The 14410-nt window shown below is 49.6% G+C and carries 14 protein-coding genes; 9 read left to right on the top strand and 5 right to left on the bottom strand.

Features of this window, described 5'->3' with window-relative positions:
* Window positions 1-16: 16 nt before the first annotated feature.
* Window positions 17-1420: a D-serine/D-alanine/glycine transporter gene (gene cycA, locus D9734_RS05835; protein WP_130206033.1), complete on the bottom strand. Its 1404-nt coding sequence runs from the start codon at window positions 1418-1420 to the stop codon at window positions 17-19.
* A 301-nt stretch (window positions 1421-1721) separates the two neighbouring features.
* On the bottom strand, window positions 1722-2342 hold the full coding sequence (fklB, locus tag D9734_RS05830; protein WP_064525832.1) for an FKBP-type peptidyl-prolyl cis-trans isomerase: 621 nt from the start codon (window positions 2340-2342) through the stop codon (window positions 1722-1724).
* A 217-nt stretch (window positions 2343-2559) separates the two neighbouring features.
* Here fklB and ytfB point away from each other — a divergent pair, with 217 nt between their 5' ends.
* Window positions 2560-3195, top strand: a complete 636-nt coding sequence (gene ytfB / locus D9734_RS05825; protein WP_130206031.1) for a cell division protein YtfB — start codon at window positions 2560-2562, stop codon at window positions 3193-3195.
* Here the strand turns inward: ytfB and D9734_RS05820 are convergent.
* Window positions 3179-3826: a TetR/AcrR family transcriptional regulator gene (locus tag D9734_RS05820; protein WP_130206029.1), complete on the bottom strand. Its 648-nt coding sequence runs from the start codon at window positions 3824-3826 to the stop codon at window positions 3179-3181. The genes ytfB and D9734_RS05820 overlap by 17 nt on opposite strands.
* A gap of 211 nt (window positions 3827-4037) precedes the next feature.
* Between D9734_RS05820 and D9734_RS05815 the strand changes: the two genes are divergently transcribed.
* From D9734_RS05815 to D9734_RS05780, 8 genes are read left to right on the top strand one after another with little or no spacing between them, the layout of a single operon-like run.
* Entirely contained in the window at window positions 4038-4829 is a 792-nt protein-coding gene (locus tag D9734_RS05815; RefSeq protein ID WP_001597585.1) for a 3-ketoacyl-ACP reductase, read from the top strand.
* A 9-nt stretch (window positions 4830-4838) separates the two neighbouring features.
* Window positions 4839-5681: a sugar phosphate isomerase/epimerase family protein gene (locus tag D9734_RS05810; protein ID WP_130206027.1), complete on the top strand. Its 843-nt coding sequence runs from the start codon at window positions 4839-4841 to the stop codon at window positions 5679-5681.
* A gap of 9 nt (window positions 5682-5690) precedes the next feature.
* Window positions 5691-6467, top strand: coding sequence for an enoyl-CoA hydratase/isomerase family protein (locus D9734_RS05805; RefSeq protein WP_130206025.1), 777 nt, complete (start codon window positions 5691-5693; stop codon window positions 6465-6467).
* A 9-nt stretch (window positions 6468-6476) separates the two neighbouring features.
* Complete coding sequence (locus tag D9734_RS05800; RefSeq protein ID WP_130206023.1) at window positions 6477-8018, top strand: CoA-transferase; 1542 nt, start codon at window positions 6477-6479, stop codon at window positions 8016-8018.
* Entirely contained in the window at window positions 8015-10096 is a 2082-nt protein-coding gene (locus tag D9734_RS05795) for an FAD-binding protein (protein ID WP_130206021.1), read from the top strand. The genes D9734_RS05800 and D9734_RS05795 overlap by 4 nt, the downstream gene beginning before the upstream one ends.
* A 20-nt stretch (window positions 10097-10116) precedes the next feature.
* Complete coding sequence (locus D9734_RS05790) at window positions 10117-10593, top strand: TRAP transporter small permease (RefSeq protein WP_130206019.1); 477 nt, start codon at window positions 10117-10119, stop codon at window positions 10591-10593.
* A gap of 42 nt (window positions 10594-10635) precedes the next feature.
* Window positions 10636-11937, top strand: a complete 1302-nt coding sequence (locus D9734_RS05785) for a TRAP transporter large permease (RefSeq protein WP_130206017.1) — start codon at window positions 10636-10638, stop codon at window positions 11935-11937.
* 52 nt (window positions 11938-11989) lie between these two features.
* The gene (locus D9734_RS05780; RefSeq protein ID WP_130206015.1) at window positions 11990-12961 is read left to right on the top strand and encodes a TRAP transporter substrate-binding protein; all 972 of its coding nucleotides are present in this window, start codon (window positions 11990-11992) and stop codon (window positions 12959-12961) included.
* Window positions 12962-13017: 56 nt separating this feature from the next.
* Here D9734_RS05780 and D9734_RS05775 read toward each other — a convergent pair whose 3' ends face one another.
* Both D9734_RS05775 and D9734_RS05770 read right to left on the bottom strand, forming a co-directional pair.
* Window positions 13018-13869, bottom strand: a complete 852-nt coding sequence (locus D9734_RS05775) for a hypothetical protein (RefSeq protein ID WP_130206013.1) — start codon at window positions 13867-13869, stop codon at window positions 13018-13020.
* A gap of 2 nt (window positions 13870-13871) precedes the next feature.
* On the bottom strand, window positions 13872-14363 hold the full coding sequence (locus D9734_RS05770; protein WP_130206011.1) for a helix-turn-helix transcriptional regulator: 492 nt from the start codon (window positions 14361-14363) through the stop codon (window positions 13872-13874).
* Between the last annotated feature and the right edge of the window lie 47 nt (window positions 14364-14410).

Here is a 14410-nt window from a genome sequence, read left to right as displayed (position 1 = left end):
AGGTGCCTTAGCGGCATTACTTCGCCATGCGTTTTTTACCAATAAACAACCAGCCCAGCCCCAGCGCGATAAACCACAGTGGGGTAACCAGCAGCGCCTGGCGGGTGTCATCTTCCAGCGTCAGCAGCACGATGACGAACACAAAGAACGCCATACATACCCAGCACATCAGCTTGCCGAGCGGCATCTTGTAGATTGACTTCTCATGCAGGTGCGGACGCTGTTTGCGATACACAAGGTATGAGCAAAGGATAATCGTCCAGACAAACATAAACAGAATCGCGGAAACCGTCGTGATCATCGTGAACGCGCCAATCACGCTTGGATTCACGTACAACATCACCACGCCGCCGAGCAGACAGATACAAGAGAAGGTCAGCCCTTTCGCTGGTACGGCGCGTTTAGAGAGTTTAGCGAACGCTTTCGGCGCCACACCTTCCTGCGCCAGACCAAACAGCATGCGACTAGTAGAGAAGACACCACTGTTAGCGGAAGAAGCCGCAGACGTCAGCACCACAAAGTTGATCACGCTGGCAGCAGCAGGCAGCCCCACCAACACGAACAGTTCAACAAACGGGCTTTTATCCGGGACTACCGAACTCCACGGCGTCACGGACATAATCACGATCAGCGCGAAGACGTAGAACATAATGATGCGGATCGGAATAGAGTTAATTGCGCGCGGCAGTGATTTCTCTGGATCTTTGGTTTCCGCAGCAGTAGTACCTACCAGCTCAATCCCCACGAAAGCGAAAACCGCTATCTGGAATCCGGCAAAGAAGCCGCTTAAGCCTTTCGGGAACCAGCCGCCGTCATTCCACAAATGCGCAAATGACGCTTCCACACCGGTCGGAGACTGGAAGTGCATCATCACCATGACCAGGCCGACGATAATCAACGACACGATGGCGACGATTTTGATCATCGCAAACCAGAACTCCATCTCACCGAACATTTTCACGGTGGCGAGGTTCAGGGTCAGCAACAGCACAATAACCGCCAGCGAGGCGACCCAGTCAGATAGCCCCGGAAACCAGAACTGCGCATAAGCCGTGATGGCAACCACGTCCGCCATACCGGTAACCACCCAGCAGAACCAATAAGTCCAGCCAGTGAAATATCCTGCCCACGGCCCTAATAAATCGGAAGCGAAGTCACTAAAAGATTTGTATTCCAGATTCGAAAGCAGCAATTCCCCCATTGCCCGCATCACGAAAAAGAGCATAAAACCGATGATCATATAAACGAAAATGATCGACGGCCCGGCAAGACTGATTGTTTTACCGGAGCCCATAAACAACCCCGTACCAATGGCGCCGCCAATGGCAATAAGCTGAATATGCCGGTTTGTGAGATTGCGCCGTAGCGACTGTTCAGCCGGAGCCTGATCATCGGCAACGACTTTTACCTGATCTACCATGTTTTTTCTTCCTGTCTGTGTTATTCAGGCTCTGCGGCCTTTAGTCAGTCTATGATACGACGAATCTGTATCGGGACTCATCGATATTAGGAAACAATACGTGGGATGAATACTAAGATTTAGATCTAATGTTAATTTTATGTTTAAAGTGAGTGTCATATCACGGTGATAACGCGAAACAGCTCACAAAAATACACGCTTACGGAGTGTTTGCAACACAAAATATCGCCTATTGGCAAACTGAAGGGTTTATTGCTAAATGCCTGCTCCCCTCTGGCTCGAGGGGAACAGAATACGCTGTTTAGAGGATTTCCAGCAGCTCGACTTCAAACACCAGGGTGCTGAACGGAGGGATGGACGCGCCAGCGCCGCGCTCGCCATAGGCCAGTTCCTGCGGGATAGTCAGTTCCCACTTAGAACCTACTGGCATCAGAGTCAGTGCTTCAATCCAGCCAGGGATCACGCCGTTCACCGGGAATTCAGCCGGTTCGCCACGGGCAACAGAGCTGTCAAATACAGTGCCGTCGATCAATTTACCGGTGTAATGAACGCGGACGCGGTCGGTACGGGCAGGAATTGCGCCTTCGCCCTGGTTGATCACGCGGAATTGCAGGCCGGATTCAGTGCTGTTCACGCCTTCTTTTTTAGCGTTTTCTTCAAGATATTTCACACCTTCAGCAGCCATCGACTGGAAACGCTGACGACGAACAGCATCGGCACGTTCATGGATTTCACGCAGCGCGCGGTGCACCACATCAACCGGAACAGCCGGATGTTTGCCTTCCAGCGCGTCGGCAATACCTGCAACCAGCGCTTCTGGCAGCAGCCCTTCCAGACCAGATTCACTCAGTTGTTGCCCTACCTGCAAACCAATGCCGTAGCTTGCTTGCGCTTCGATGGTGTCAAAAGTTGGGGTGGTCATCGTATTTCCTTCCTCAGGGTATAAAGTAACGGGCAGCATATCAGCCACACTTCCTTGGGTAAAACTTTGTCGCGAGAGTGATGACAAATCCCGGGGAAAAAGAAACAATAGCAATATCCCGTATGAATATAATAGAGGCGGGTTTACCACGGACATCATAGCGTTAGCTTATTCATAGGCTATGATTGAGGAACAAGACGCGGAGCAGGAGGAAACCATGCCCGGGCGCTTTGAACTAAAACCAACCCTGGAGAAGGTCTGGCACGCGCCGGACAACTTTCGCTTCATGGATCCGCTACCACCGATGCATCGTCGGGGGATTATTATTGCCGCCATTATTTTGGTGGTCGGTTTTCTGCTTCCGTCTGAGGATGCGCCCGACTCCCCCGTCGTGACGCGTGAAGCGCAGCTGGATATTCAGTCGCAATCTCAGCCGCCGACAGAAGAACAACTTCGGGCGCAGCTAGTTACGCCGCAAAACGATCCGGATCAAGTTGCCCCGGTCGCTCCAGAACCAATACAGGAAGGTCAACCGGAAGAGCAGCAAACTACGCAAGCGCAACCTTTCCAGCCAGATAGCGGTATTAACAATCAATGGCGCTCTTATCGTGTTGAAGCCGGTAAAACGATGGCACAACTGTTCCGCGACCACGGTCTGCCTCCTACCGATGTATACGCAATGGCACAGGTAGAAGGCGCAGGTAAACCATTAAGTAATTTGCAAAACGGGCAGATAGTGAAAATCCGCCAGAACGCCAGCGGCGTGGTGACGGGCTTAACCATTGATACGGGGAATAATCAACAAGTCTTGTTTACCCGCCAGCCGGATGGCAGTTTTATTCGCGCTCGATAGCTGAAGGGTCAATCAGAAGCCAGCTAAGGACCGTTTCTTTGATGACCTTACGTCTGGCTTCCAGCGCCTGCGGTGAAACCATACTGATGTGATAAACCAGGCCAAGTGTATGCTGGTTTATCAAATAATATCCCCCGAGTGCAGCAATATTAATATTCACCTGCAGCGGGTCGATATCTGGCTTAAAAATATTACGTTTCTTCCCTTCAGCCAATAATGACTCCATTAACTGCAAGTGCGCGTGGTTAATATCCTGGAGGCGCTGTGATTTCGCATAATGCACACCTTTACTTTGGTTTTCGCTATGCACGATCTTTAGAAACCAGGGGTTAGATATATAATAATCCCAGGTGAAATCGATAATTTCCTCTATGGCTTTTTGTGGCGGAAGGCCAGAAACATCAAGGGATCTTTCTTTTTGCCGAATATCATTCCAGGTATATTCCAGAACTTCAATAAATAAATTTTCTTTGTTCCCGAAGTGGTGATAAACCGTCTGTTTACTGCACCCTGCGGCCTTCACAATATTATCGACTCTGGCCCCTTCGTAGCCATATTCGGCAAATTCATTGACTGCGCATAACAACAATTTTTCCTTCAGGTTTTGCGCGTGACTGGTATCAAGATACATTCCGCTTCCCCACGTCTTCTTCGTGATGGCTATCATAACCGTATTTGATCTCAGCGACAGCAAAAAGGCAAAACATTGTCTTTCATCGAGTTATCAAATGTCCTGTGATCATTATCGCAGATCAACCAACCAGATGGTTGATCTTTTTGCTAACTAGTTGCAAGCTAACCATCACTTAAGGAAACAATATTCAAAAAAAGAGGATTAACCTATGAAATCCACTCGTCCTGTTGCTGTCATCACTGGCGCTGCACGTGGTATTGGAAAGGGTTGTGCGCTGGAACTTGCTCGTGGCGGGTTTAACCTGCTGATTAACGATCGCCCTGATGCCGACAGCGTAGAAAAACTGCATATCACACAACAAGAATGTATAGCAGAAGGCGTGGAAGTCATTTGCTTCCCTGCCGATGTCGGCGATCTCTCCCTACATGAAGAGATGCTCGACGCGGCGCAAAACCAGTGGGGGCGTCTGGACTGTCTGCTCAACAACGCAGGGATTTCAGTGAAAAAGCGCGGTGACCTCCTCGATCTCGAACCAGACAGTTTCGACCAAAACATTGCCATCAATACCCGCGCACCGTTCTTCCTCGCTCAGGCATTCAGTAAACGTCTGCTCGCACAGCCGAAGCCGGAAGCGGAGCTGCCGCACCGTTCGATTATTTTTGTCAGTTCCATAAACGCCATCATGCTGGCGATGAATCGCGGCGAATACACCATTGCCAAAACCGCCGTTTCTGCCGCTGCTCGTCTGTTTGCCGCTCGCCTTTGTAACGAACAAATTGGCGTCTATGAAGTGCGCCCTGGCCTAATAAAAACCGATATGACCATTCCGGCAACCGCCTATTACGACGAATTGATTGCCAAAGGTCTGGTGCCGTGGGGACGTTGGGGTTATCCGGCTGATATCGCCTCCACTGTCCGCGCGATGGCGGAAGGCAAACTGATTTACACCTGTGGTCAGGCGGTCGCCATCGACGGCGGCTTAAGTATGCCGCGCTTCTGAGGCTGAATCATGAGAGATCTGTTACAACGCCCTGATTTATTCAGCATTAATACCGCGACGCTGGGTTATAAAACGCCGCTGCCCGCCATTATTGACGCTTGCGCCGCGCGCGGTATTGGCGCAATCGCTCCCTGGCGCAGAGAATTGCAGGGCGAAGATCTCCAGCAGATCGCCCGCCAACTCGCCGCCAGTAACATGAGCGTTTCCGGTTTGTGCCGTAGCACTTACTACACCGCACCGACGCTGGCGGAACGCAAACTAGCGATTGATGATAACCGCCGGGCGCTGGACGACGCCGCCGTGCTTAACGCCGCCTGTTATATGCAGGTGGTTGGTGGACTGCCAACGGGTACAAAAGATCTGTATGAGGCGCGGGAACAGGTGAAACAAGGGATTCGCCAGTTACTACCGCATTCGAAAGAGGTCGGCGTGCCGATTGCGCTGGAACCGCTGCACCCGATGACCGCAGCCGATCGTTCCTGTTTGTGCACGTTACGCCAGGCGCTGGACTGGTGTGATGAACTCGATCCCGATGGCGAATTTGGCCTCGGCGTCGCGGTAGATGTCTACCACGTTTGGTGGGACCCGGAGCTCGCCAGCCAAATCCTGCGTGCCGGAAAACGCATTCTCGCGTTTCATGTTTCCGACTGGTTAGTACCAACCACCGATCTGGTCAATGATCGGGGAATGCCGGGAGATGGCGTCATCAATATTCCGTCAATCCGTCGGCTGGTTGAAAACGCCGGATTTAATGGCGCTATTGAACTGGAAATATTCTCGCCGTACTGGTGGCAGAAAGATATTAACAGCACGCTGGATATTAGCGTCGATCGCATCGCGCATTATTGTTAAGGAATGAACATGAGTGACCAACCCGTTCTGTTCAGCAGAGCGGCGGCTTCCTGCCGCCTGACATTGAACCGTGAAGATAAATGTCATGCTATTAATGAAGAAATGATCGAATCTCTCGATCATTATTTAAATGAAATTGAAAACGACACCACATTACGATTAGTCGAATTAACTGCTACCGGCGATAAATTCTTTTGTGCAGGCGGCGATATTAAATCGTGGTCAGCCTATTCGCCATTAGATATGGGCAGAAAATGGATTAAACGCGGTAATGAGGTTTTTAATCGCCTGCGCAATTTACCCCAATTAACCGTTGCGAATCTCAACGGTCATACCATTGGCGGTGGGATTGAACTCGCCTTGTGCTGTGATATTCGTATCGCTCGCCCCCACGCGAAATTCTCTAATCCTGAAGTGATCCTCGGCATGGTGCCAGGCTGGATGGGCATCGAGCGCGTGCTTAATCAGGTCGGTCCGGTGGTCGGTCGCCAGATGCTGATGCTGGGGAAACGTCTGACGGCACATGAAGCCCAGGCGGCGAATTTAATTGATGAAGTGGTGGAAAAAGAACAGGTAGAAAGCTGGATGGCGAATCAGTTAGCGCAGCTGGAAAAATATGGTCCGGTGGCACTGGCGCATATTAAGCAACTGATTCTGGCGCTGGAAAATAAACACGCCGATTACTCGCACCAGTTACTGGCAGGGTTAATGTCCGCCACTCAGGATTGCCAGCAGGCGACGCGCGCGTTTGCCGAAAAAAGTAGCGTGAGCTTCCACAATCAATAAGGAAATTGTATGCGTAAGATAACAACCGCCGAGGCACTGGCGGCGCAAATTCAGGACGGCGCAACCATTGCCATTAGCGGTAACGGCGGCGGCATGGTGGAAGCTGACCATATTCTGGCAGCCATTGAAGCTCGTTTCCTACAAACCGGACACCCGCGCGATCTGACATTAATCCACTCGCTGGGTATTGGCGATCGCGACAGCAAAGGTACCAATCGCTTCGCTCATGCCGAAATGCTCAAACGCATAATTGCCGGACACTTTACCTGGTCGCCCAAAATGCAGGAACTGGTGAAAAACAATGCCATTGAAGCCTACTGCTTCCCGGGCGGCGTAATTCAGGCTCTGCTGCGGGAGATCGGCGCCGGACGTCCGGGACTTTTTACCCACGTAGGGTTGGGATCGTTTGTTGATCCGCGTAATGGCGGCGGGAAGTCAAACGCTTGCACCACCGATGATCTGGTAGAACTGATTGAAATTGATGGTGAAACCAAACTCCGCTATCGCCCTTTCAAAGTGGACTATGCCATTTTGCGCGGCACTTATGCCGATCCGCGTGGCAACGTCAGCCTCGAAGAAGAAGCGATTGATATGGATAGCTATTCAATGGCGCTGGCAGCACACAACAGCGGCGGCAAAGTGTTCGTACAGGTGCGCGATGTACTGGAAGCAGGCGCGCTTGAACCACGTAGAGTCAAGCTTCCGGGGATTCTGGTCGATGGCATCGTTGAACACCGCGAACAACCGCAAACCTATCTTGGTGGTTACGACCTGACAATTAGTGGTCAACATCGCCGTCTGAGTTCTAACGACGCTATTGAACTGGTTAGTCATCCGGTGCGTCGTCTGATTGCCCGTCGGGCAGCGCGCGAACTGGTGGCTGGCGCTTCAACCAACTTTGGCTTTGGTATTCCGGGCGGTATTCCTGGCGTTGCGCTGCGTGAAGGCGTGCCTTATCAAAGTTTGTGGCTAAGTGTTGAGCAAGGCGTACATAACGGCATGATGCTGGATGACGCGTTTTTTGGCTGCGCCCGTAACGCCGACGCCATTATCCCTTCGCTGGATCAATTCGAATTCTACAGCGGCGGCGGTATCGATATCACTTTCCTCGGCATGGGCGAGATGGATCAGCACGGCAACGTCAACGTTTCGCATCTCAACGGCAATCTGATCGGCCCCGGCGGCTTCCTCGAAATTGCACAAAACGCCCGAAAAGTGGTGTTCTGCGGCACGTTTGACGCCAAAGGCAGCAAAATCGATGTAACGCCAGATGGCCTGCATATCGCCCAGTCAGGTCAAATCCCCAAACTGGTTACTCAGGTGGAAAAAATTACCTTTAGCGCCGCGTACGCACAGCAAAGCGGTCAGGAGGTGCTGTATATCACCGAACGCGCGGTATTCCAGTTAACGGCAGAAGGCGTTGAATTAATTGAGATCGCACCAGGTGTGGAGATTGAGCGCGACATTCTGCCGTTCATGGCCTTCCGCCCGATTATCAGGCAACCACGTCTGATGGAAAGCAGCCTGTTTACGCCGATGGAGGATGCATGAGCCAGCTTGATGACGCCATCCTCGATTCGCTGACGCACGTCACTTTTCCAAAGGGGTTTGTGTCAGCAGAACCAACGTCAATTGTCACCGTTGAGGATGTTGATTACCCGATCTGGCAAGTTGATGCGCTGGTCGTTGGTAGCGGCGCAGCAGGATTACGTGCGGCGGTTGAGCTGAAACGTCGCCAGCAAAATGTACTGATCGCGACCGCCGGGTTATACATGGGGACGTCAGCGTGTTCCGGTTCTGATAAACAAACACTGTTTACCGCCGCTACTGCGGGCAATGGTGACAACTTCGCCAAACTGGCCGAGGCACTGGCGAGCGGTGGCGCAATGGATCACGACACCGCTTATGTCGAGGCGGTCGGTTCTCTGCATACCCTCGGCGGTCTGCAATATCTTGGTCTGGAATTACCGGAAGATCGCTATGGCGCAATTCTCCGTTATCAAACCGACCATGACGAAGCCGGACGCGCAACCTCCTGTGGACCGCGGACATCTCGCCTGATGGTAAAAGTATTGCTGGAGGAAGTGCAGCGCCTCGCCATCCCAATGTTGACCAGTGCAACGGTGATTAAGCTCCTGCATCAGTGCGGAGAGAATGGCGAAGATCGCGTTGCGGGGGCTATTCTCGCAACCGGTTCCCGCGCTCATAACCCCTGGGGGCTGGCCATTGTGACTACGCCCAATGTGGTACTGGCAACGGGCGGACCGGGCGAGCTTTATCGCGACAGTGTTTATCCACATAAATGCTTCGGCTCGCTGGGACTGGCCCTGGAAGAAGGTCTGACGCTAACCAATCTGACAGAAAGCCAGTTTGGTATAGGCACGCCACGCAGCACGTTTCCGTGGAATTTATCCGGCACCTATGTGCAGGTGATCCCGTATATCTATTCTGTGGATGCTGAGGGCAACGAGTATAACTTCCTTGCAGATTACTATCGCACCACCCAGGAACTGGCTTCAAACATCTTCCGTAAAGGCTATCAGTGGTCATTCCACGCCACACGAGTGATGGATTTTGGTTCAAGCTTGTTAGACATGGCGGTGGCGCAGGAACAGCAATCAGGTCGCCAGGTATTTATGGATTTCAATCGCAATCCTGAAGCGGTGCCTGGTGATTTGCCGTTCTCATTGGATCGATTGGACGACGACGTTCGCGCATATCTTGAAAACAACGGCGCCCTAGCGCAATCGCCCATCGAACGCCTGCAACGAATGAATCCGCTGTCTATCTCGCTGTACAAGATGCACGGCTACGATCTCACCACGCAGCCATTGCAGTTTGCCATGAATAATCAGCACATGAATGGCGGTATTGCGGTAGATATCTGGGGGCAAACCACCCTCCCCGGCTGTTTTGCCGTGGGGGAAGTTGCTGGTACGCACGGCGTCACTCGCCCCGGCGGCGCGGCGCTGAATGCCGGACAGGTTTTTGCAGTGCGCCTGGCGCGTTTTATTGGTTGCACGCAGAAGCAGTCTGTTGATGGGGATATTGCACAACTGACCGCTCCGGCCCTGGCGTCCATAAGAGAGATCATTACTCAGGCGCACGATAACGGGACCGGGATGCCATTGTCATTGGTTAAGGAAAAAATTCAGGCACGAATGTCTGATCATGCGGGGTTTATTTGCCATGCCGATAAAGTCCGACGTGCCACTCGTGATGCCCTGCTATTGAACGAATTTGTCCAACAGCATGGATTGGCTATCAAACATGTGGGCGAAGTTGCCGAGCTGTTTATGTGGCGGCATATGACGCTGACCTCTGCTGCCGTATTGACACAGTTGACGCATTATATTGATGCCGATGGTGGTAGCCGTGGGGCTCGTATTATTCTCGACGGAGATGGAAATTCGATTCCGCAAACACGAAATGGTTTTTGTGATGCTTGGCGCTTTCGTTCAGAGCGTACTGAGGATAAAAAAGATAAGCTACTTATTCATTATTGCAATGGTATCTTTCACGTCAGAAAAGCACCTGTTCGTGAGTTTCCCATTATCCGCGGCATTTGGTTTGAAAAAAACTGGCCTGGTTTTCTTAATGGGACAATTTACCAGCCACAGGATGAATGATATTGCAAAGGTTAATCACTATGCGAAATATAATTAGATCTATTAATGCTCTGCTTGCAACATTGAATATTACCATTTTGGCGATCATTGTGGCATGTGTGACATGGCAGGTGGTAGCACGATTTATATTTAAAAGCCCCAGTATATTTACGGATGAGCTCAGTCGTTTGCTTTTTATTTGTCTTGGCCTTTTTGGTGGTGCCTATACCGCGGGGCAGAACCGGCACCTGGCGATTGACCTGCTTCCTATGATGCTGAAAGGAAAAGCACGGCGTCATTTATTTTTGTGTATTCAGACTATCGTTATTATCTTCGCCACCATCATTATGGTATATGGTGGTGGGCTATTAACTATGGACACATTCGATTCAGGTCAAACCTCACCCGCTTTAGGCTGGCAGATGGGATATATCTATATGAGTATCCCGATTAGTGGTGTACTTATTATTATATACACCATAGATATGGTTTTAACAGAATTTAAACAACCGCTCTAAAGATAATAAACAACAACCAACCATAGTAGGAATGGAGAAATTATGGATTACTGGTTACCGATTATTGTGTTATTTGGTGCCTTCTTTTTTATGTTGGCATTAGGTGTACCTATTGTTTATGCCATTGGTTTATCGACACTGGCATCAATTTCCACACAACTCGATTTCAACTCAGCATTGAGTGTGGTTTCCCAAAAGTTAGCCTCCGGGTTAGATAGTTTTACGTTGTTGGCAATCCCATTTTTTATCTTGTCTGGCAACATTATGAATCATGGAGGAATAGCACGAAGGCTAATTAACTTTGCGCGAATTCTTGGCGGTCGTCTGCCTGGCTCACTTGCCCACTGTAATATTCTCGCCAATATGCTGTTCGGGGCAATTTCTGGTTCAGCCGTTGCTTCGGCGGCGGCGATGGGCGGTGTCATGCATCCGCAACAGGTTAAAGAAGGCTACGACCCGGCATTCAGCACTGCGGTTAACGTTGCTTCTGCTCCTACTGGTTTACTTATTCCACCAAGCAATACGTTGATCGTCTATTCACTGGTCAGCGGCGGTACGTCTATTGCTGCACTGTTCCTGGCAGGGTATGTTCCGGGAATTTTACTGGGCCTGGCGCTGATGGTCGTCGCCGGTATTATCGCGGTACGTCGCGGATACCCCAAACCAGAACGCCCAACTTTACGCCAGGCTGGAGTGGCTATATGGATGGCGATCCCCAGTATTTTCCTGATTGTGTTAATTATGGGCGGTGTACTAAGCGGTGTTTTTACCCCGACAGAGGCTTCGGCAATTGCGGTAATTTATACCCTTTTCCTTGCGCTGGTTCTTTATCGTGAAATCTCAGTTAAAGATTTGCCTAAAATATTTCTGGAATCCGTCATTACCACCGCAATTGTTTTGTTATTGATCGGTTCTTCAATGGGCATGTCATGGGCTATGTCCAACGCTGACGTACCCTTCCTGATCCTCGATTTGCTCAATACCATTTCTGATAATCCAATAGTAATCCTGCTTATTATCAATATTATCTTGTTGATCATTGGCACATTTATGGATATGACGCCAGCGGTACTGATTTTCACCCCGATATTCTTACCCGTCGTCACCGAGTTGGGCATGGACCCGATTCACTTTGGTATTGTCATGGTACTGAACATGTGTATCGGTATTTGTACTCCGCCTGTAGGCAGTGTGTTATTTGTCGGTTGTAGTGTATCTAAATTACCGATTAATAAAATTATCAAACCTATGCTGCCATTCTATGCCGTGATGGTATTGGTGCTGGCAATGGTGACCTATATTCCGCAAATCAGTATGGCATTGCCAAGAGCACTGGGCTACTGATATGCATTCACTGGCGGCACCTGCCGCCATATTTATTAGAAAAGGAACATCTATGAAAATAAAAGTATCCGCTGGCATTATTGGTGCTGTTCTTATGTTATCCGCAAGCCAGTCCTGGGCAGTGACATTAAAACTGAGTCATAATCAGGATAAGTCTCATCCTGTTCATAAAGCGATGGAGTTCTTTGCGAAAAAGAGCAAAGAGTACTCTAACGGTGATATTACTATTCGTATTTATCCAAATGGAACATTGGGTACTCAACGAGAAACAATGGAGCTGATTCGTTCTGGCGCTATTCCGCTGGTAAAAACCAATGCGGCAGAAATGGAAGCATTTGAAAATTCTTATAAATTATTTAGCCTGCCTTATTTGTTCCGCGATCGTGATCATTATTATCAGGTGATGCAGGGCGATATCGGGAGAAAAATCCTCGACTCAACGAAAAGCAAAGGTTATTTCGGGCTGACTTTTTATGATGGAGGCGCCCGCAGCTTCTACGGCAATAAACCGGTACTGAAACCAGACGATCTGAAAGGCATGAAAGTCCGTGTCCAGCCAAGTCCTGGCGCAGTTGAAATGATCAAAGTCATGGGCGGTAACCCGACGCCACTGGATTACGGCGAGCTGTATACAGCCTTACAGCAGGGCGTCGTCGATATGGCGGAAAACAGTGTGATGGCGCTGACCACCATGCGTCACGGTGAAGTGGCAAAATCCTTCAGCCTTGACGAACACACTATGGTTCCCGATGTGGTTCTGATGAGCAATGCTGCGTTTGATAAACTTAGCCCGGAAAATCAGGCTGCTATATTAAAAGCATCTAAAGAATCAATGAGCTACATGAAAGACTTGTGGAGCGAAGAAGAGAAACAAGAATTTGCGAAACTGGATAAAATGGGCGTGAAAGTCTACCAGGTTGATAAAGCTCCGTTTATCGAGAAAGTACAGCCAATGTACGCAAACTTCGCTAAGGATAACCCTGCCCTTGCCCCAATGCTGGCCGACATTCAGGCGACGAAGTAATTATCTTAATAGGGCTGCTTATTGCGGCCCTCATCGAATATATCGAAATAACTATTCTAAATTGACGCCCTGAACGCCTCTGCCATTAACTCTTGTTCACGACCAGGTAATCTAAGACGCTCGGCAATGGTTCGCCACTGACTGACAATTCCTCTAAAATTAGCAATAATGTCATCTGCTTCTGTCAAACCAAGTCGAAAATACTCCGCAACTTCTCGAGCTAATTCCAAATCAAGTGCATTAACGACCATTTCCCATCCACCAACATCATACTCATCTTTTACACTGGGAAATTTAGCGATGTAGAGATGTCCTGCTTCATCAACAACACTGGCTTTCGGACGTGCCCCTCCTAATGATCCCCCCGGAGCGATTAGCATTCTTAACCATTTTTGCCCCATGAGTTCTCTATTATCAGGATCTTCTTCAATTGCCCGGCTAGCTCTTTCCAGACTCGCTATTTCGGTAAATGGTGGGGCTGCAACATCAATGCGGTTATCAAGAAACTCTCCAGTGTCTTCAAGTTTATATCGAAGAGCCCCAACCCGATAAAGATCATGTACACCTAATAAATAATCAGACTCATAAAGGTGGGAGTCTTTATCAAATAATCCGTCTCGGATATCCCTCTCAAAACGCCGCTTCATTAGCATGCGTCCCCAACGATCCGGGCAGGAATCACTAAATGCACCAAATTTATCCTTAGGAGGAATTGGGTACTGTGCTCCCTCATACAACATTATTTCAGGATCTAACTGAATAAAATTAAGTGCAGGATCTGCAAGCGCCTTTTTATCGTACTCAAACTCAAATATCTCACGCGCCCGGGTGCGACGACTGTGCAAATAACCAATACGCGCAGGACCATCCAGGCCTTCCCAATCCGCATACACTCCGATTAATGCCATAATTAATTTCCTTTTATCGGTTTTTTTATCGGTTGTAATAGTGCAGCAAGAGAGGTGGACGTTTCCCCTGGATTAGTTGGCGTTGAGTCTTTTGCCAGCGCTGTTAAATCCGTGGTGAGATGACCTTCTTTCTCGCGTTTCGTCTGAAATGAGGCTGTCTGAATCCCTTCGTCATTCTTACCGGATGAACGAGCAAGCCCTCTTTTTTTAATCAAACGGGAATCCTGGAGCTGACGCCCTAAGTCGTCTTCAGCTGCAAGCTTATTTAAATCGGTTTCCAGACCCAAAACCTGCATCACAGACAAATATGCCCCTATCGTGACCCCTGCACTTCCTGACTCCAGAGAACGCAATGTTATTGGCGACATCCCGGCACGTTCAGCAACTTGCTTTGCGGTAAGCCTGCGTCGTAAACGAGCAAGTTTCAGCCGCTCACCAAATTCACTAAGCATCTGATTCGTATAAGGGAGTAACGGTGCTGTTTTTTTACCCATAGCGATAATATTTTATCTTTTTACGACCATAATAACCATAATATTAG

The sequence above is a fragment of the Escherichia sp. E14S1 genome, assembly GCF_004211995.1.
Classification (GTDB): Bacteria; Pseudomonadota; Gammaproteobacteria; order Enterobacterales; family Enterobacteriaceae; genus Escherichia.
The sequence above is the reverse complement of the archived record's forward strand: the minus strand, read 5'-3'. Positions and strand labels throughout refer to the sequence as shown.